Origin of the sequence: Chryseobacterium sp. SC28 (genome assembly GCF_003932955.1) — a bacterium.
Lineage (GTDB): Bacteria > Bacteroidota > Bacteroidia > Flavobacteriales > Weeksellaceae > Epilithonimonas.
This window is the reverse complement of record NZ_QOVY01000002.1, coordinates 73,235-91,871: the sequence shown is the minus strand read 5'-3', so window position 1 is coordinate 91,871 and position 18,637 is coordinate 73,235. Positions and strand designations below refer to the sequence as shown.

At 38.7% G+C, this 18,637-nt stretch carries 14 protein-coding genes; 2 read left to right on the top strand and 12 right to left on the bottom strand.

Translation table 11 applies throughout. From position 1 onward, the window contains the following. Positions 1 to 8: 8 nt before the first annotated feature. Positions 9 to 2,240, bottom strand: coding sequence for a TonB-dependent receptor (locus DTW91_RS01965; protein WP_125201735.1), 2,232 nt, complete (start codon positions 2,238 to 2,240; stop codon positions 9 to 11). A gap of 197 nt (positions 2,241 to 2,437) precedes the next feature. On the opposite strand from DTW91_RS01965, the gene DTW91_RS01960 reads away from it, so the two are divergent. Then, on the top strand, positions 2,438 to 2,938 hold the full coding sequence (locus DTW91_RS01960) for a superoxide dismutase family protein (RefSeq protein WP_125201734.1): 501 nt from the start codon (positions 2,438 to 2,440) through the stop codon (positions 2,936 to 2,938). 65 nt (positions 2,939 to 3,003) lie between these two features. Here DTW91_RS01960 and DTW91_RS01955 read toward each other — a convergent pair whose 3' ends face one another. The 5 genes from DTW91_RS01955 to rpiB form a co-directional block, all read right to left on the bottom strand. Further along, on the bottom strand, positions 3,004 to 3,372 hold the full coding sequence (locus DTW91_RS01955; protein ID WP_125201733.1) for a YraN family protein: 369 nt from the start codon (positions 3,370 to 3,372) through the stop codon (positions 3,004 to 3,006). A gap of 33 nt (positions 3,373 to 3,405) precedes the next feature. Then, positions 3,406 to 4,335, bottom strand: coding sequence for an LD-carboxypeptidase (locus tag DTW91_RS01950; RefSeq protein WP_125201732.1), 930 nt, complete (start codon positions 4,333 to 4,335; stop codon positions 3,406 to 3,408). Between the two features lie 87 nt (positions 4,336 to 4,422). Beyond that, on the bottom strand, positions 4,423 to 5,103 hold the full coding sequence (locus tag DTW91_RS01945) for a LysE family translocator (protein ID WP_125201731.1): 681 nt from the start codon (positions 5,101 to 5,103) through the stop codon (positions 4,423 to 4,425). 85 nt (positions 5,104 to 5,188) lie between these two features. Then, positions 5,189 to 7,339 carry a ribonuclease R gene (rnr, locus tag DTW91_RS01940; protein ID WP_125201730.1) on the bottom strand — a complete coding sequence of 717 codons (2,151 nt, stop codon included), beginning with the start codon at positions 7,337 to 7,339 and terminating at the stop codon, positions 5,189 to 5,191. A gap of 213 nt (positions 7,340 to 7,552) precedes the next feature. After that, entirely contained in the window at positions 7,553 to 7,984 is a 432-nt protein-coding gene (gene rpiB, locus DTW91_RS01935) for a ribose 5-phosphate isomerase B (protein ID WP_125201729.1), read from the bottom strand. Positions 7,985 to 8,656: 672 nt separating this feature from the next. Between rpiB and DTW91_RS01930 the strand changes: the two genes are divergently transcribed. After that, entirely contained in the window at positions 8,657 to 9,847 is a 1,191-nt protein-coding gene (locus DTW91_RS01930) for a phosphoglycerate kinase (RefSeq protein WP_125201728.1), read from the top strand. A gap of 152 nt (positions 9,848 to 9,999) precedes the next feature. Here DTW91_RS01930 and DTW91_RS01925 read toward each other — a convergent pair whose 3' ends face one another. The 6 genes from DTW91_RS01925 to DTW91_RS01900 all read right to left on the bottom strand — a co-directional run bounded on the left by DTW91_RS01925 (position 10,000) and on the right by DTW91_RS01900 (position 18,531). Further along, the gene (locus DTW91_RS01925) at positions 10,000 to 10,821 is read right to left on the bottom strand and encodes a class I SAM-dependent methyltransferase (RefSeq protein WP_125201727.1); all 822 of its coding nucleotides are present in this window, start codon (positions 10,819 to 10,821) and stop codon (positions 10,000 to 10,002) included. 82 nt (positions 10,822 to 10,903) lie between these two features. Continuing rightward, positions 10,904 to 12,766: a tRNA uridine-5-carboxymethylaminomethyl(34) synthesis enzyme MnmG gene (gene mnmG, locus DTW91_RS01920; RefSeq protein ID WP_125201726.1), complete on the bottom strand. Its 1,863-nt coding sequence runs from the start codon at positions 12,764 to 12,766 to the stop codon at positions 10,904 to 10,906. Positions 12,767 to 12,902: 136 nt separating this feature from the next. Then, entirely contained in the window at positions 12,903 to 13,319 is a 417-nt protein-coding gene (ybeY, locus tag DTW91_RS01915; RefSeq protein ID WP_125201725.1) for an rRNA maturation RNase YbeY, read from the bottom strand. A 3-nt stretch (positions 13,320 to 13,322) separates the two neighbouring features. Further along, positions 13,323 to 15,479 (bottom strand): patatin-like phospholipase family protein, encoded by a 2,157-nt coding sequence (locus DTW91_RS01910; RefSeq protein WP_125201724.1) that lies wholly within the window; start codon positions 15,477 to 15,479, stop codon positions 13,323 to 13,325. 1 nt (position 15,480) lies between these two features. Then, the gene (locus tag DTW91_RS01905) at positions 15,481 to 17,925 is read right to left on the bottom strand and encodes a bifunctional UDP-N-acetylmuramoyl-tripeptide:D-alanyl-D-alanine ligase/alanine racemase (RefSeq protein ID WP_125201723.1); all 2,445 of its coding nucleotides are present in this window, start codon (positions 17,923 to 17,925) and stop codon (positions 15,481 to 15,483) included. Positions 17,926 to 17,943: 18 nt separating this feature from the next. Continuing rightward, entirely contained in the window at positions 17,944 to 18,531 is a 588-nt protein-coding gene (locus tag DTW91_RS01900; RefSeq protein ID WP_125201722.1) for a thymidine kinase, read from the bottom strand. Between the last annotated feature and the right edge of the window lie 106 nt (positions 18,532 to 18,637).

The window sequence follows — 18,637 nt, the reverse complement described above, 5'->3', positions numbered from 1 at the left end:
TTGAATGATTACAAATTATTATTAATCGCATCATTCGTTTTATCAACACCAAAACTTACGAAGACTCCTACAAAGACAAAAGTATTAACCGGTGGCCTTACAGCAGTTCTGCTGGCACCGTCTGCAGAATAATTGAAGCCGTAAACATTTTTATTTCCTAAGATATTATTGATGCTCAAAACAAAAACAGTAAATGATTTTGAATCTTTTTTACCAACACTCGGCACATAATTGACACTGAAGTTGAGTCCGCTGTAATCTTTCAGTTTCCCCTGATTTCGAAGAATGTTATTACCATTATCGGAAATGATATCGTAATAAGGCCGTCCTTTTGAATAAGTATAAGACAGATTGAAACCAGTTTTCCAATCCATTACAAATTTCTTCGCAACAGCATTAATGGTATGTTTTGAAGCAAAATTGGGCGCTAAACTAAAAGGATAGTTTAAAAAATCTCTTTTGGAATCCAAATAAGAATAAGTCAGCCAATAATCGATGTTTTTGAATGTCTTTTTGTCTCTCCAAAACAATTCGATTCCTTTTGCATAACCGCCACCGCCATTGTTATCTGCAAACTGTGTATATTGGTTATTTGGAGATGTAGAACTTCCACTAGCGATAGAGGATGTTTTGATGAGTTTATCATAATTCTTATAAAATGCTTCGAATCTCAAATTCCTTCCATCAGCGTTTTTTTGAACCTGAAAAATATAATGATCCGCTCTTTGGAAATCGAAATTGTTTGAAATGAGATATTTGCTTTCCGGATTTTGGTAGAACATTCCGTATGCCAAAGACGTCGTCCATTCTTTGGAAATCCTATAAGCTAAAGCGGCTCTTGGTGCAAAATTCCATTTGTCGAGATAAGAAGAATGTTCTGTTCTGGCTCCTATTTTTGCAGATAAATCATTAGTGAAAATCAAATCTGTTTCAGCAAAAGCAGATGAAATGAGGTCTTTATATTTCTTTTCGAAAGTTCCGTAATTCATATTTTCATCAGCATTATTGAGTTCAAATCCTCCTCGTACTGTATTTCTGCCTATTTTTCTTTCAACTACCAATTTGCTATTAATATAATTTGATTTGCTGTTGATTTTTGTATCATTCATTTCTACATCATTCAACAGGTTTTTAAAATCAAGATCGCTGGAATTATAAGAATATGATGCGCCAATATTCACCAGATATTTCCCAAATTTCTCTCTGTAAGACAAATTATGGTACATATTATTACCTGTTAAATTCACTTGATTCCGGTCATAATCTGGCTCTAAGCTTTTTGATCCAACAGACATTTGGTTTTCATCTACACTTCCGTAATATTTTATGAAACCTCCTCCTTTCGTTTTAATTCTGAAATTTCCGTCGAAGTTATAACCTTGCGGATATTTACCAAAATCTGTATTGAAATTGAACAGTTTTCCCATCAATCCGAGATTAGAATAACTTCCGGCAACACCCCAAGAAGCTGTTTTTTCTTTGTTTAATTTTTGATAATTAGCACTTAAAAAAATCGGAGAAATCCCGTAATCGAATGATGTTCTCTCTGGCAAATCCACACTTTCCAGAATCAAAACAGATGACAAAGCTTGTCCGTAAATCGCTGAATAACCTCCGCTTGAAAATATATTTCCTTTGAAAAGTGATGTGTTGAAACGATCTCTGCCAGCAATACCCGGAACCGAATTGGTAAAATAATTATTGATAAGATTCCCATCCATAAAGATTTTGGTTTCGGTTCCCGTTCCGCCTCTTACGAATAATCCCTCGCTCTCGCCCACTTTCTGAACGCCCGGCAAATATCCCAAAGCAGTAGAAATCTGGCCATTGGCTCCCGCTGTCGTGTAAATATCCAGCGGCGTAAGCAATGTCGCTGCTCTTTTCTTGTCACTCGCTTCGATGCTTCCTGCAGTGATTACGACGGCGTTGATCTCGTTGATCTGAGCTTTCAGAAGGGCTGCAACGAAAATATTTTTGCCCTCCAACTTCACGGGAATTTCCATTTCCTCATAATCGGTACCCGAAAAAACCAAAATTTTATCTCCGGATTCTGCTGTTGAAAATGAGTAATTGCCTTTATCGTCGGTGGTTGCGCCGTCGTAGGTGTCTTTCAATGTAACGTTGATGTCTTTCAGGGCTTTGTTCTTGAATATTACTTGGCCAGATACTGTGATCTGTGACCAAACTCTTATACTGATCAAAAAAGTTAATAATAGTAATATCCTTAGTTGCGTCATCATCCTTTTTAATTTTGTCCAAAGATATAGAGCCCCATTTTTAAACTAAATTTAAACTGACTGATTTGTAATTTTTAACCGCCGAACCGTCATTAAGGTTTCACTACAGACTATTTATCATGTTGGCTTTAAATTTGTTACTCACTTGACATTGAAGCAAGAACTGCTTTTTAATCGTTAATTAATCAAATAAACTAATTATGAAAAATTTATTACTTGTTGCTGTTGCGGCGCTTACATTAGCGTCTTGCAAAACCGTTTCTAAGCAATACACCATCCGTCCAAAGTCTTATACAGAAACTCAGGGGACGGCTAATTTCACTCAGAATAAGGGCAGAGTTGAGATGGATCTCAGCGTTTTCAAACTATCGCCAGGTCTGCACGCTGTTCATATCCACGAATTTGGAAATTGCAGCGCAACAGATGCTTCAACTGCCGGCGGACATTGGAATCCGTCCAAAGATGCGCACGGAAAATGGGATACCGAACATTTCCATATGGGAGATATCGGAAACATCGAAGCTAAAAAAGATGGCACAGCACGTTTGATTTTCAGCACCGATAAATGGTGTTTGGGATGCAAAGATCCTATGAAAAATATCATCGGTAAATCTGTCGTGATCCACGCCGGTGTAGACGATTTTCATACACAACCTACCGGAAATGCCGGCGGCAGAGTTGGATGTGTAGAAATCAAATAAATCGTTTGGGAGAAAAATAGATTCCCAAATCTATGTCTTTTGTGAAGCGCAAATTTTTTTCAAAATTACATTTCAAAACTTTGGAAAGCATCCATAATATGATGAATTTCCAAAGTTTTTTGTTTGTTCGGAAGAACTGAAATGATATCAAATCTAACTTCTTTATCGATATTATTTTCCTCTATATAATAATTGGCCGCAGCAACTAATAATTTGATTTTCTTTTTGTTAACTGCTTCTTGAGGTTCCAAAAAAGCATCTGTATGTCGGGCTTTGACTTCTACGATGATAATTTGATTTTCATATTCCGCGATGATATCAACCTCAGCTTTTAGATAGCGGAAATTCCGGACAAGAATCTTATAATTAGCCTTAAGCAAAAAATCAACCGCAAGGTCTTCTGCTATTTTTCCGAACTCGTTGTGGTCTGCCATATTTATAGTTGATAAATGATAGTTGATAAATGATTAAATTTCAATCACCACTTTCTCGCCGACAGACATCTTCACTTCTGAACCGATAATCAAAGGTCGGTTGTCAAAAATATGGCCGTTGGGAAAGTTGAAGGCGGTTGGAAAATCGTATTTTGAAACTCTTTCTGCAATCAATTGGTTTACAAAAGGATCGAAAGATTGGTCATAGTTTTCATTTTCATTTTCTTTGCCCATATTGGTCATGCCGCCCACGATGAGTCCTTTGATTTTTTTGAAAACACCGGCTAATTCGAGACTCATAATCATTCGGTCCATCGCATAAAAATTCTCACCAATGTCTTCTATGAACAAAATTTTATCCTTAAAATCGAAAGAATATTGGGTTCCCAAAAGCGCATAAATCAAGGCGAGATTGCCACCCACCAAAACCCCTGCAGTCTCTCCTCTGCGGTTAAAGGCGGTGGAATCTATTTTGTAATTTGGGTATCTTCCCTTTAGAATATCAAAAATTAATTCATAACTTTTTTCCGTTACACCGAAGCCAGAGGTTTTAATCGTTTGCCCGTGAATCGAGGCATAACCCTTCTGAAATAAATAGCTCTGAATGACCGTGTTGTCCGAATATCCGATAAACCATTTTGGATTTGTCTTGAATTCTGAAAGTTTAATATGTTGTACCAATTGCTGGCAACCGTAACCGCCTCTTGATGCCCAAATTGCAGCAATGTGGGGGTCGTTCAATGCCCGGTTGAGGTCATTGATTCGCTGCTTTTCTGTGCCGGCGTATGAATATCCGTGTTGGTATTTGGCATACAGATTTTCGCCTAAAACAACGTCGTATCCGTTGGATTTTATTAAGTTTAGGGTTTGCTCCAATTGAGGAATTTCCACCGAGCCAGCGGGAGATATGATAGCAATCCGGTCTCCTTTCTTTAAGGATTTTGGAAAAATGATTTTTTTCATTCTTTTTTATGATGCACGCTTTCTACCTGATCTGAGGGAATGATTTTTAATTTGTTTCAAAGAAAAAGTTGAAAATCCGGTATCTCCTTATTCCTTTGCTTTCTGGCTTTGTTTCTCCGCATTTTCCAGTTTTTCGTCGAATTTATTGAATTTCTTAATACTCTGAAGAAAAATTGCGATACTGAAAATGATTAAAATAAAGCCTACTCCTTTTCTGATTTTATTGACAAGGCGCTGATTCAGTCTGTTGTGAAATGGTTTGGCCAATAGGATCTTTGCAAGATCTAAGAGCAGATAAGTCCCTATAACGATGGCAATATACAGACCGAAATCTTCGATTTCCGGATAAGCATTTCTTACGGAAATCACGGTTACAAGCCAAAAAAGGACAACCCCGATATTCAGCAAGTTGAGCAAAAATCCGTTGAGAAAGGTTTTTATATAATTCTGATCGATGAGTTTTTCTTCTCCCGGAAGGTGCATGCGCGTCCGAGAGAGAAGCATATAAATGGCATAAATGAGAATCAAAAAAGCCGAAATGCGGTAGAACCCGGGATGCTGATCGATAATGCTGACCAAGTCTGCACTGGCATAATAACTGACCATAATGCAAATAATATCTGCAGAAACCACCCCTAAATCCAAAGCTATAGCGTGCCGGGGTCCGCGTGAAAAACTGGTTTCTATCAGCAGGAAAAAGACAGGCCCGATGAAAACCAAACTCAGCATAATTCCCAAGCCGACAGCATATAAAATGAGTTCTAACATTTTTTGTTTTTATAAAAAGCCAAATGCATCTCTTCAAAAGATGGAAGCAAAATTACATTTTACTTTTTAAATACCTCTCATATTCTTACTCTACAATTTTAAAGTCGAGTTGTTTTGCGATCAGATTTGCTTTCAATACTTTTATTTTTATTTTGTCGCCCAGTTGGTATGTATTGCCGGTTCTGGAACCCACAATGGCGTGATTCTTTGCATCCAGCGAGTAAGAATCATCTACCAAGTCGCGCAGTTTTATCATTCCTTCTGCTCCGTTTTCTGGTATTTCTACCCAGAAACCATATTCTGCAACTCCAGAAATCACGCCGTGGAACACCTCTCCCACGTGGTCTTGCATAAACTTGACCTGCATAAATTTGATGCTTTCACGTTCTGCTTCAGCAGCCAAACGTTCCATCGCGGAACAATGTTTGGACTGGACTTCTACTTCTTCTTTGTTGGGAGATTTGCCACCCTCCAAATAATGTTGAAGCAATCTATGGGCAATCAAATCCGGATACCGACGGATGGGCGAGGTGAAATGCGAATAATATTCGAAGCCAAGTCCGTAATGCCCAATGGGGTCTGTGGAATAAACAGCTTTGCTCATACTTCTCATCGCCAAAGTCTCAATCATATTCTCTTCGCCTTTGCCTTTGACATCATTTAATAATTTGTTCAGCGATTCTGCTACTTTATGAGTATTGGCCAAATCCAGTTTGTAACCGAAAGTGCCTACGAAATCGCGCAATGCAAGTAGTTTCGTGGGATTAGGGTCGTCGTGAATTCTATAAATGAAAGTATTTCCGGTAGGTTCGTTCCTTTTATTTAGGGAGATAAATTCGGATACTTTTCTGTTGGCCAATAGCATAAATTCCTCAATCAGATGGTTGGAGTCTTTGCTGACTTTGAAATAAACGCCAATCGGTTTGCTATTCTCGTCCAGATTGAATCTTACTTCGCTTCTGTCGAAGGTGATGGCTCCGTTTCGGATTCTTTCGGCCCGCATTATTTTGGCCAATTTATCAAGCTGAAGGATTTCTTCCGTCAAATCTCCTTCCCGAGTTTCGATTCTTTCCTGAGCTTCTTCGTAAGAAAATCGCCTGTCGGAATGGATGACGGTTCTGCCAAACCATTGCTTATGAATCTTTGCTTCGTCGTCCATTTCAAATACGGCAGAAAAAGTGAATTTATCTTCATTGGGGCGCAAAGAGCAAACGTCGTTACTCAGCACTTCCGGCAGCATCGGCACCACTCTGTCCACGAGATAAACCGAGGTTGCCCGCTCATAAGCTTCGCGATCCAGAATGGTTCCCGGTTTCACGTAATGCGAAACGTCTGCAATGTGAACGCCTATTTGCCAAAGCCCATTATCTAATTTTTGGATGGATAAAGCATCATCAAAGTCTTTGGCATCTTTGGGATCGATGGTAAATGTACAAATGTTGCGCATATCCCAACGTTTTGCCACTTCTTCACCATTGATGCTTCTGTCTATTTTGTCGGCCTCTTGCTCCACTTCGGGAGGGAAGTTGTAGGGCAAGCCATATTCTGCAAGGATGGAATGTATCTCGGTCTCGTGATCGCCCGGCGTTCCCAAAACCCTCACAACTTCGCCTTCCGGATTTTTGTTTACCGGGCGCCATTCGAGCATTTTCACAATGACTTTGTCGCCGTCTTCCGCACCATTGAAATGATTTTTGGAGATGAACATATCGGTGTTCATAGTTTTCTTATCGAAGATTACGAAAGCGAAATCTTTTTCCGCGATCTTCTGGAAAACGCCCACAAAAGTATCTTTAGCTCTTTCCAAGACTTCTACCACCGCCCCCTCGACTTTTTTGCCTTTGAAATTATAAGTTACCAAAAGGACTTTGTCGCCTTGCAGAGCATCTTTTACATTTTTTTGATGCACGAAAATATCATCGGCCATCCCCTCCACTTTCACGTAGGCGTTGCCGGACTGGTTGAAATCTATGACACCGGTCAAAGTGCCTTCGATATTGAGATTGATGATGTATTTTCCCTTTTCCGTTTCCTTGATTTTCTGCGTTGCCTGCAATCTGTGTAGCGCTTGGATCACTTGCTCTCTTTGTCTGGGATTCTTGTACTCTATGCCGTCCGCAATCTGTTTGTAATTATAGATTTTGGATGTGTTCTGATTCATAAAACGGAGGATGGTTTTTCCTAATTCCAGAAGCTTCTGTTCGTTTTTATGACTTGTATTTTTTTTGTTTTTCATTGTTTGAAATTAACATTCATCTTCATTCTGTTCCAACTGCAAAAATTCTCTTGTTATTAATTTTTATTAAAGATAAAAATAAAATGGGGAGTTTGAAAAACCGCTCTATTAGTTTACGGTTCGTGAGAAAGAAGATTCTCTAAAAGGAATGTGCTACAAAGATATAACTTTAAAATAAAACTTGCAATACCCGCTAATACAAGCTTTTGATAATTAGCAGATTGCTATTTTATCGACCCTGTTCTGATGTCTTCCTCCTTCGAAATCTGTGGTTAGGAATTTATCTACAATCTCCAACGCTAATTCTTTGGCAATGAATCTTGCGGGCATCGACATCATATTGGCATCGTTGTGTTGCCTTGCAAGAGTGGCAAGTTCGGGCATCCAGCAAAGAGCACACCGGATTTTTTGATGCTTGTTGGCAGTGATTTGCACACCGTTTCCGGTGCCGCAAATCAAAATTCCGAGTTCGTTTTCGCCGTTTTCAACAGATGCTGCAGCCGGATGCACAAAATCAGGATAATCCACAGAATCAGCAGAATAAGTTCCAAAATCTTGTACTTCGTATTTACCTTCGAGCTGCTTTTTAAGCAGTTCTTTGTACTCAAAACCCGCGTGGTCGGCAGCGATAGCTATCTTTTTCATTATCAACCTAATTATTTTATTAATTCTGCTATAAATTTAACATTTATTTTATTAAACCTGGCATAATATTTTAATTCACTTTTCAATAAAAAAACCGTTCTTCTATCCAAATAAATAAAAATTTCAAGGTAATTTTTAATATTTCAAGAGTTGTTGGTATAAATATTAAAAATATGATAATATAATGTTGGAAGTACACCGAAAACCTGTGGGTAATTTTGCAGAAATATTTGTTGTTATTATCAACCGATTTTCGTATTGAACTATTTCTCGGCAAGAACAATATTTAATTTCTATTTACTTTTAGCTTTCAACAAAAGAAATTATCCCCAGCTTTTTATTAATAGAGAAGTTTCATATTTATTATAAACATTTGTTGATAAAAATAGTAATGCTTTGATTATCAATATTAAATTAATGTTAACAAACTACTTGTTATTCACTATTTCGTGTGGCAAAATATTGCCCTAATTTTTCTCCCCATACTCCCACACTACAACAATATTCGACAATGTCTTTTTTATAAATTAATAAAAGAAAATAAATATATTGTTATGTTGATCTGTGGATTTTTTTTGCAAATAAAATTTCCAAAAGGCGAGAATAAGTTTTAAATTTGTGAAAGCGGGAGGAGATAATGCCTTTCCAATTCAATAAGAAAATTTAAACTTAATGAAAACAATAAGAGATTTCAATTTTAAAAACAAAAAAGCATTGGTACGTGTAGATTTCAATGTGCCACAAGATGAAAATCTTAAAGTTACCGATAATACTAGGATTGTTTCTGTAAAGCCAACGGTGGAGAAAATCCTTGCCGATGGAGGTTCGGTGATACTGATGACACATCTGGGTAGACCCAAAGGTCAAGTAAATGAAAAATATTCCCTTAGAAATATCCTTCCAGATGTATCAGCGGTTCTGGGAAGGGAAGTTAAATTTGTAGAAGAATCGGTAGGCGAGAAGGCGGAACAAGCTGCGGCCGCGCTCCAGCCCGGAGAAATCTTGTTATTGGAAAATCTGCGTTTTCACAAAGAAGAAGAGGAAGGCGATGTAGGTTTTGCGGAGAAACTGTCAAAATTAGGCGATGCGTATGTGAACGACGCCTTTGGCACAGCGCATAGAGCACATGCATCCACGGCTGTCATTGCTCAATTTTTTCCTTCTACTAAATTTTTCGGTTTGTTGATGGAAAAAGAACTCATAGCCATAGATAAGGTACTTAATTCCGGAGAAAAACCGGTAACCGCCATACTCGGAGGTTCGAAGGTTTCTACCAAAATTACGATTATCGAAAACATTTTGCCCGCAGTTGATAATTTAATAATTGGTGGAGGAATGGCGTTTACTTTTATAAAAGCGCTTGGCGGAAAAATTGGTAAATCTATAGTGGAAGAAGACAAGAAAGGTCTTGCGATTGAAATATTGGAAAAAGCAAAACAACATAAAGTAGAAGTGTACCTGCCTACCGATGTTGTGATTGCTGACGATTTTAGTAACGAGGCAGAAAAAAAAGTAGTTGATATCATGGAAATTCCTGAAAATTGGCAAGGATTAGACGCCGGTCCGCGCTCAAGAGAAATATTCAACGATGTAATTTTGGATTCCAGGACAATTCTGTGGAATGGTCCTGTCGGTGTTTTTGAGATGCCAAATTTTGCAGCAGGAACTATAGCTTTAGGAGACAGTATTGCAGAGGCTACTAAACTGGGCGCATTTTCATTAGTTGGTGGTGGCGATAGTGTTGCCTTTGTGAAACAATTTGGTTTTACGGACAAAGTAAGTTATGTTTCCACGGGCGGAGGCGCAATGTTGGAAAGCTTAGAAGGATTGGAGCTTCCCGGTGTCGCTGCTATTAATAACTGAATCCCAGTTCTTCGGGAATAAAAAAACGGTAAATCATTTTGCCGTTTTTTTTACTGAAAGTTTACAATTTTGAATAAATTTGTTTATTTGTGAAGTTTTTTTTCTTGTTTTGAAAAAAAACCACCTTTATAAACCGGTCAAAAATTCATTTTCTATTTTTTTTCAATAATATATATCAAACTTGAAAATTCGGTGGTAAAAATGGCTTTTACGTTAGAAGCCGTCCCATGGAATAGAGCTTTTAGCCAGAAAAGCGATGATTTTTTGTATTTTTCGCTCAATAAAGCAATGTAAAATGAATCGAGCAGAAGTGGCTTAATTTTTATTAATTGCCATTCGGGAAGTTTTGAAATCAGATTTTCCATGCCGGATTTCGAAAAATGAAAAACGTGTCTCGGAACATCATAAGCCGCCCAAAATTCTTTATAATGCTTTGCATCATACGAAGTGAAATTGGGAACAGCAATGATCAATAATCCTTTTTCCTTCAATTTGGAATGGAATGCAGCTAAGATTTCTTTTTGATTGTCGATGTGCTCGAATACGTGCCAAAGCGTTATAGCATCAAGACTTTGATCTGAAACGGCATTCAAATCATCAATAATTTTAGTCTTTGCGGTTTTATTAAGCGCGGCATTTCTAGCATTAGAATTAGGTTCAAAACCAAAAGTGACGAAATCATTTTCAATAAATTTGACAAATTCGCCGGCGCCGCACCCGTAATCCAGAACTTTGGATCCCTTCTTGAGCCTTTCCAACAGAATTTTTTTCTTATAAAGAAGATTGAATGTTTGCAAAAATTTATATATTTTTTCCTTCGTACTTCCGCTGTCTTGATGATGGGAAATGTAGTTTTTGCTTTCATAGTATTTAGAAATATTAGAAGGAAGCGGTTGGGTTATTAAAACCCCTTTTGTTTCTGTTTCTGCAATTTCGAATTCCTCCTGAGAAAGAAAAAAGTCTTTAATTTTCATACTGGTAATTCTGTGATATGGGTATTTTTTAATTATTTAAAATGGATTCTTGCGATTAAATGTTTCACGTGGAACATTGTCTTTATTTTCCCAAATAAATCAATAGTACATTAATATCGGATGGAGATACACCACTAATTCTTCCCGCCTGCGCAATGGTTACTGGTCTTATTTTTGTCATTTTCTGCTTTGCCTCCGTAGATAAAGATGATATCTGGGAAAAATCAAAATCTTCAGGTATTTTGATGGTTTCCAGCCGATGTAGCTTGATTACATTTTCTTTTTCTTTCTCGATGTAGCCTTTGTATTTGATATTGATTTCGGCCTGCTCTCTGACTTCTTCTTTATAGGCCGATGTTATGTCCTTAATTTCATTGATTTCTTCCAAGCTTTCTAAAGTCATATTAGGTCGGCTCAGAAAATGGGAGGCTCTATAAGCTTGGTCAACCAATGCTGAAGCGATGTTTTTGAGGATTGGATTGATCTGTGCTGGCTTGATAGACGTATCTCTTAAATACGCTTCTAATTCGTTGCTTTTACTGATTTTCTCCTGCACTTTTCGCAATCTTTCTTCGGATGCTAAACCAAGCTTGTAGGATTTTTCGGTCAATCTAATATCGGCATTATCTTGTCTCAGAAGCAATCGGTATTCTGCACGGGAAGTGAACATCCGGTAAGGTTCTTCGGTTCCTTTAGTAATCAAGTCGTCTATTAGAACGCCGATATAGGCTTCGTCTCTGTTTAGAATGAAAGATTCCTTTTCGTGAACTTTGTTATGTGCATTGATGCCCGCCATCAGACCTTGACCTGCAGCCTCTTCATATCCGGTGGTACCGTTGATTTGACCGGCAAAATATAAGTTTTCAATCAGTTTTGTTTCTAAGGTATGCGAAAGCTGGGTAGGGGGAAAGTAATCGTATTCTATGGCATATCCCGGACGGAAAACTTTAACATTGGCGAAACCCGGAATATGCTTCATCGCCTTTATTTGTATATCTTCCGGAAGCGAAGAGCTAAAGCCGTTCAGATAGATTTCGATAGTTTTCCAACCTTCCGGTTCTACGAAAAGTTGGTGTCTGTTTCTCTCTGCAAAGCGGTTGATTTTGTCTTCGATACTTGGGCAATAGCGTGGACCAGTGCTTTGGATCGTACCGTTGAACATAGGACTTCTGTCAAATCCTTCTCGCAAAATATCGTGAACTTTTTCGTTGGTATAAACGATATGACAGCGTAGCTGTTTTGTAAGTTTCGGAGTGTCCAAAAAGCTAAATTTCTGTGGATTTTCGTCGCCTTTTTGTTCCTCCATTTGGGAATAATCGAGGCTTCTTCCGTCGATGCGGGGTGGAGTTCCGGTTTTCATTCTGCCGGCTTCGAAGCCTAAGGAAACGAGCTGTTCAGTAATACCAAAAGCCTTTGGCTCTCCCATTCGACCGCCGCCCAACTGTTTGTCGCCCACGTGAATAAGGCCGTTTAAGAAAGTACCGTTCGTAAGAACCACAGCTTTAGATTTGATTTGTATTCCTAAGGAAGTAATGACTCCTGCAACTTTACCATTTTCGATAATCAGGCTTTTGACCATATCTTGGAAGAAATCCAGATTTGGAGTTTGCTCCAGTGCCAGTCGCCACTCTTGTGAAAAAAGCATTCGGTCGTTCTGGGTTCTCGGAGACCACATTGCAGGACCTTTAGAAAGGTTGAGCATTTTGAATTGTATTGCGGATTTATCTGCCACAATGCCAGAATAGCCGCCCATTGCATCGATTTCTCTTACGATTTGGCCTTTTGCAATGCCGCCCATAGCGGGGTTGCAGCTCATCTGGCCGATGGTCTGCATATTCATGGTGACTAATAAAGTTTTTGAGCCTAAATTGGCTGCAGCAGCGGCGGCTTCGCAACCGGCGTGGCCCGCGCCAACGATTATGACATCATATATGTCGTTTATCATATTTTATAATTTAAAAAACAATGTTTCACGTGAAACATGATGATTGGAAATAGCCCCGATTGAAGCGGTTACCCCGCAGCATGCGGTTGGAAAGCATTGGCGCGAGGAGTAAGAGCGGAAAGCGGGAAATAGCTCCTTAAAAATTTGAATACCGATTGATATAGAAATCTTCTTTTTTTCGCATTGTAGACCGCTCCTGATCGCTTTTGTCCGTATATCCACACAGATGAAGAATGCCGTGAGCCAAGATTCTCCGCAATTCTGATTCAATATCGTTTTCCAAGGACGAGGCGTTTTCCCGAACGCGGGGCAAAGATACGAAAATATCTCCTGAAATAGTTTTCCCCTTTACATAGTCGAAGGTGATAATGTCGGTATAATAGTCGTGATGGAGGTAGTCTTGATTGACTTTCAGAAGATATTCATCATCGCAGAAGATATAATTAATCTCGCCGGGTTTTTTGTTTTCTGAAAGGATCAAATCTTCCAGCCAAGGTGCTGTGTTCGGCGGTATATCCTGAGATTCAATATTTTCGAAGAAAAAGTTTATCATTATTTAAAACCAATGTCCCAGTATAACAGAAAAAATTCCTTTATGACGATCCAGAGAATGGCTGAAATTCAGTTTTATCTGCCCAAAAGGCGATTTGTAGCCGCCGGTGATTCCCGCGGAATTGTAATTAAGTTTTGCAGCATCTGCAAATTTAATAGAATCGAAAAGATTTGCAATACTGAAATTGGCCACCAAAAAATAATTTTTACCGAACCTAAACTGAAAATCATTGGATGCCAAAAAAATGTTATTATCATTAAGCAAGCCAAACTGATAGCCGGCAAACCTCTTGAAGTTGACAATATTTTGCTCGAAAATGCCTCCTATCCTATATTGATAAAACGAGGGCAAAATGTCGCCGATCGTGATGCCTCCGTACAAATTGAGCCGGTAAGTAAACATTTTTGAGAAATAAAAATTCATCTTGATGTCTGCTTTGATCAAAATCGGTTTTTCCTCCAGATCACTTCCGAAAAGATCTATAATTTTGCCCTCGGCATTCAAATAAAATCCTCTGGTCGGAAAATCTTTGTCGTCCTGCGTATCGCTTTTGAGGAAGAGATACGGATTTAGGTATTTTTCATCCTTTTTATCTGCACCATTTTTGTCGCTTTTGAACAAATCGTAGCTTATACCGCCGCCTATTGCAAATTTGTCGTTCCATACAGACTGGATATAAACTTCGTTCCGGAACCAGTCCCAAGTCTCCAAGGTGTTTTTATGAGAATCCTTGAGATCGAAGCTCATCGCAGAGGAATATATGCCAACGCCGGGAATATAACCGTTATCGATAAAATAATTAAAATAATATCTGGGACTATCTCCGATTACAATGTCCAAAGACAGATTGGAGTTGTTAAAAAGCAGGCGCTTGCCCGAGTAGTTTATCAGCAAACCTGTCTTGAAGATTTCATCGTAATGGAGACCTATCTTGAGGAAATGGCGGGTTTCATCTTCTGTGACGTACAGTTTGAGATAATTACGGTTGTCTTCCTGAACGATGTCGTAATTGAGAAATTTGTAATTATTGGTGGCATAAAGCTTGTCCAGCATTTTATTTATACTGCCGTAGGTTTGCAGCGAAGGCGTTTTAAGACCCATTTTTCCACGGATATAATTAGAACGGTATATTTTCTCATTTTCGACCACAAGGTTGTCGATTTTGTAAACACTTGAGAATATGGGATTGGTGGGAGACCGCAATCTTTCGAAATTTCTCTTGGGCAATTCTTTTAAAATGTCGGTATATTTCAAGGCTTCTGCATAGCCGCTATCCAGAATCATCCGCTTGTCGTCGTAGCTGGTAGCGGTCATTCCGGTAAGGTTTGGTTTGATATTAATATCGGTGTATTTGTACTGGTTTTTGGTCTCTTTCTGAATGCCAAAATCGATGACTTGATTAAGGATATCGATGACACTGTTCAGATTATCCCGCTTGGTTAATGGCTGGTTGAGATCTACGCCGATGACGATGTCTATTCCCTTGTCTTTCAATGGTTTGGAGGGATAGTTTACGCTCATTGCACCATCAATATAGATGCTGTCCCCGATTTTCACCGGCTCCAAAAGCGAGGGAAAAGCCGAGCTTGCCAGAATGGCCGAAACCAAATCGCCCTTTTCAAAAATTTTCATTTCGCCACTTTCTAGATTTGTAGCCACACATAGAAACGGAATAGGTAATTTGGAAAAATCATCTATATTTGAAACATTTTTCAACAACTCTTTCAGAAGATAAATATTTCTTTGCCCTGTGCTGATGGACGATGGCAAAGAAACTTTACCGTTTTTCAGAGGAAAAGTCAAAAGATATTTGTCTACATTTTTGTTGAAGAATGGAAGCTCTTTTCTTGTTTTCGGATCCGTGATCAAGGAATAGAAATCCGTGTCCATCACGATTTTTTCGATATCTTTTCCTGTATATCCGGCAGCGTATAAACCGCCTACAATCGCGCCCATACTGGTTCCGGCAATATAATCGATTTTAATTCCGAGAGAATCTATCACTTTCAAAACGCCCACGTGAGAAAAGCCCTTGGCTCCGCCGCCAGAAAGAGAAAGTCCAATTCGGGGGTTTTTGGGTATCTTAAGATTTTCTTTCACTTGCGAATAACTTATCAAATAAGCTAAAAGTGGAAGAAAAATGATAAATTTTTTAATCATTTTAATTTTTGATATAGATTCTTTTTACACGCGGAGAAATCGATGTTAAAACTTCGTAAGCAATTGTTTTGCAATAATTTGAAAATTCTCCCAACGTCGGATTTGAATTGAATAGGACAACAGGATCTCCCTCTTCCACATTGGCTCCATCTACTCTTATCATCATCATATCCATACAGACATTTCCCACGATGGGATAAAGTTTTTTATGGATCCCAACCCTTCCCACCATATTTCCGACCATTCTTGGAATACCGTCTGCATATCCCACGGGAATCGTGGCAATTTTTGTGTCTTGGTCCGTTCGATATCCTCGGCCATAACCCACAGATTCTCCGCTTTTTACCTCAGAAATTTGCGAAACTACCGTTTTAAAACATACCGAATTCTGGAGCTGATTTTTTATTAATTTATTGGAAGATTCACCGATCATTCCGATTCCGATCCTTACCATATCATATTGATAATCAGTATAATTTGTAATTCCTGAAGAATTTAAAATATGCCGAAGGGGTTTGTAGCCCAGCTTATTAATAAGATAGGTCGAATTTTTATCGAAAGTTTTCAATTGCTGAAGTGTAAAATCTCTCTCTTCGGGAATATCGGCCGACGATAAGTGACTGAAAATGCTGGTTACCTGTACATTGGTCACTCTCAACCGATCTATTAGTTCGTCCAGTTCGAAATCTTTAAACCCAAGACGATGCATCCCCGTTTCTAGCTTTACGTGAATGGGATATTTTTGCTGGTTTCCGGACTTCAGCAATTGCTCATTGAATACTTCCAAAACCCGCAAACTGTAAATTTCCGGTTCCAAGTTGTACTCGATGATGCTGTCATAGCTGTGCTGCTCGGGGTTCATAACGATAATGGGCGTTGTGATTCCTTTTTTTCGCAACTCGATTCCTTCATCGGCGAAGGCAACACCCAGATAATCAATATGATGCAGTTGCAGAAATTCCGAAATTTCATAGCTTCCCAATCCGTAGGCATTCGCCTTTACCATTGCCATCATTTTGGTTTCTGGCTTCAAAAGAGATTTATGAAAATTAATATTATGAAGAATGGCATTCAAATTAATTTCCAAAACGGTATCGTGCTTTCGGAGTTCGAGGAGTTCTTTGATTCTTTCAATCTTAAATTTTCTTGCGCCTTTCAGCAAAACGATTTGGTTTTCTATCTCATTAAGTGCTTTATTTTCAATCAGTTGGCTTGTAGTGCTAAATACAGATGGCGCGGGACTAAATAGTGCGGAAAACGAACCAATTTCGTCGCCAATCAAAAAGATTTTGTCAAATTTCTGCTCATTCACGAGCTCAGCAACTTCGTGATACAGCGCAGTCCGATTCTCGCCCGAATCAAGAATATCCGTTAGGATGAGAGATTTTCTTGGATTATTGTATTCCCGGATAAATTGGAAAGCGATTTTCAAAGAATCCAGATCCAAGTTGTAAGAATCGTTGATAATCAGGTTATTTCTCACACCTTCGACGCTTTCCAGACGCATTTCTACAGCTTTCAAATCGTCGATCTTTTCTTTGATATCCGAATTGGAGATACCTAATTCCTTAAGAATCCCGACCAATGCGAGGACATTGGTCAACGTGGCGTCATCTCGTTGGAAGATGGGGAGTGAGATGATTTCGTCGAAATATTGGATTTGGATATCTTCTGCACGATTGCTAATTTCAGAAATAATGGTAATGCGGTTGCTGCTTTCTAAACCATAGGATATTAAATTCTTGTGGGGATATAGTTCCCGGATGATGCTCTCAGTCAACAAGTTATCGCCATTATAAAAAATAATTTCTGAATGCTGGAAAAGCTTTAGTTTTTCACGAATCAATTCTTCTTCAGAGCTGAAATTCGCAGAATGTGCGGAGCCGATATGCGTCAGCAGGCCAATTTTTGGTTGGAAAACGCGTTCCTGCTTTTCCATTTCGCCGGGTTTAGATATTCCAACCTCGAAGATTCCCAGTTCGTGTTTTTTTTCAATCTGTAAAACCGACAAGGGCAGACCAATTTGCGAATTAAAACTTTTAGGGCTTTTGACCGTTGCAAATTCATTCCAAAGGCACTGATAAAGCCATTCTTTCAGGATTGTCTTCCCATTGCTTCCGGTAATTCCGATGGAGTTGATGTCAGAATGTTCGAAGTGATATCGGGCCAAGGTTTGCAAAAACTCAATGGAATTTTTTGTAATAATTTGATTTACAAAAGCATTTGTGATTTCGTTTTCGGTGATAATCGTATTAATTCCTTTTTCAATGACCTTATCAATATACTTCTGGCCAGAATTTTTCTGGGTGCTGATGGCCAAAAATGCGGTTTGCTTCGCCGAATAAATCGTTCTACTGTCAAAAGCAATGTTTTTGATTTTGGTTTTACCATTTCCGAAAAACTTAGAATGGGTGATGTCAGCAATCTCCTTGATGGTGTAATTCATTGACTATTAACAGATAAACTATTTATTTTTTTTCAAAACTTCTTCGACAAAAACGCTTCTGCTCACAGCTTCATAAGCTTCGGTTTCCCCGAGTTCCACCAGATCTTTTCCTGATGTGATTCTCATAGAATAATTTGCTAAATTGCCCGTCCTTTTGCAAATTGCATGAACTTTGGTCACATATTCTGCGGTTGCCATCAGATTAGGCATTGGCCCAAATGGACGTCCTAAAAAATCCATATCCAAGCCTGCAATCACCACCCGTATGCCGCTGTTTGCCAACTGATTAGCTACGTCTACGATGCTTTCATCAAAAAACTGAGCTTCGTCAATGGCCACCACTTGACAGTTCGAGCCCAACAAAAGGATTTCCGAGGGACTTTCGACACTGGTACTCCGAATTTTGTTTTGGTTATGAGAGACGACATCATCATCCGAATATCTCGTATCGATTTTTGGTTTGAAAATCTCTACGATCTGACCTGCCAATTCTGCTCGCCGCAGTCTTCGAATGAGTTCTTCGGTTTTGCCGGAAAACATCGAACCGCAGATCACCTCCATCCAGCCGCTTTGTTTGGAATGATTAATTGTATTTTCTAAAAACATTATTAATTTAGCAAAATTGTTTTAAAATTCTATTCAGAAAAACTTCACAAAATCCTTTTATTGAACAAAATTGTTCTTAAATTTATAAATATCAAATTTAGGTAAA

Coding starts and splice junctions, on each gene's coding strand:
- ybeY (WP_125201725.1), bottom strand. CDS start 13,319: ATGATAAACTTTTTCTTCGAAAATATTGAATCTCAGGATATACCGCCG.
- DTW91_RS01910 (WP_125201724.1), bottom strand. CDS start 15,479: ATGATTAAAAAATTTATCATTTTTCTTCCACTTTTAGCTTATTTGATA.
- DTW91_RS01945 (WP_125201731.1), bottom strand. CDS start 5,103: ATGTTAGAACTCATTTTATATGCTGTCGGCTTGGGAATTATGCTGAGT.
- rnr (WP_125201730.1), bottom strand. CDS start 7,339: ATGAAAAACAAAAAAAATACAAGTCATAAAAACGAACAGAAGCTTCTG.
- DTW91_RS01925 (WP_125201727.1), bottom strand. CDS start 10,821: ATGAAAATTAAAGACTTTTTTCTTTCTCAGGAGGAATTCGAAATTGCA.
- DTW91_RS01905 (WP_125201723.1), bottom strand. CDS start 17,925: ATGAATTACACCATCAAGGAGATTGCTGACATCACCCATTCTAAGTTT.
- DTW91_RS01950 (WP_125201732.1), bottom strand. CDS start 4,335: ATGAAAAAAATCATTTTTCCAAAATCCTTAAAGAAAGGAGACCGGATT.
- DTW91_RS01960 (WP_125201734.1), top strand. CDS start 2,438: ATGAAAAATTTATTACTTGTTGCTGTTGCGGCGCTTACATTAGCGTCT.
- DTW91_RS01900 (WP_125201722.1), bottom strand. CDS start 18,531: ATGTTTTTAGAAAATACAATTAATCATTCCAAACAAAGCGGCTGGATG.
- DTW91_RS01965 (WP_125201735.1), bottom strand. CDS start 2,240: ATGATGACGCAACTAAGGATATTACTATTATTAACTTTTTTGATCAGT.
- mnmG (WP_125201726.1), bottom strand. CDS start 12,766: ATGATAAACGACATATATGATGTCATAATCGTTGGCGCGGGCCACGCC.
- DTW91_RS01930 (WP_125201728.1), top strand. CDS start 8,657: ATGAAAACAATAAGAGATTTCAATTTTAAAAACAAAAAAGCATTGGTA.
- DTW91_RS01955 (WP_125201733.1), bottom strand. CDS start 3,372: ATGGCAGACCACAACGAGTTCGGAAAAATAGCAGAAGACCTTGCGGTT.
- rpiB (WP_125201729.1), bottom strand. CDS start 7,984: ATGAAAAAGATAGCTATCGCTGCCGACCACGCGGGTTTTGAGTACAAA.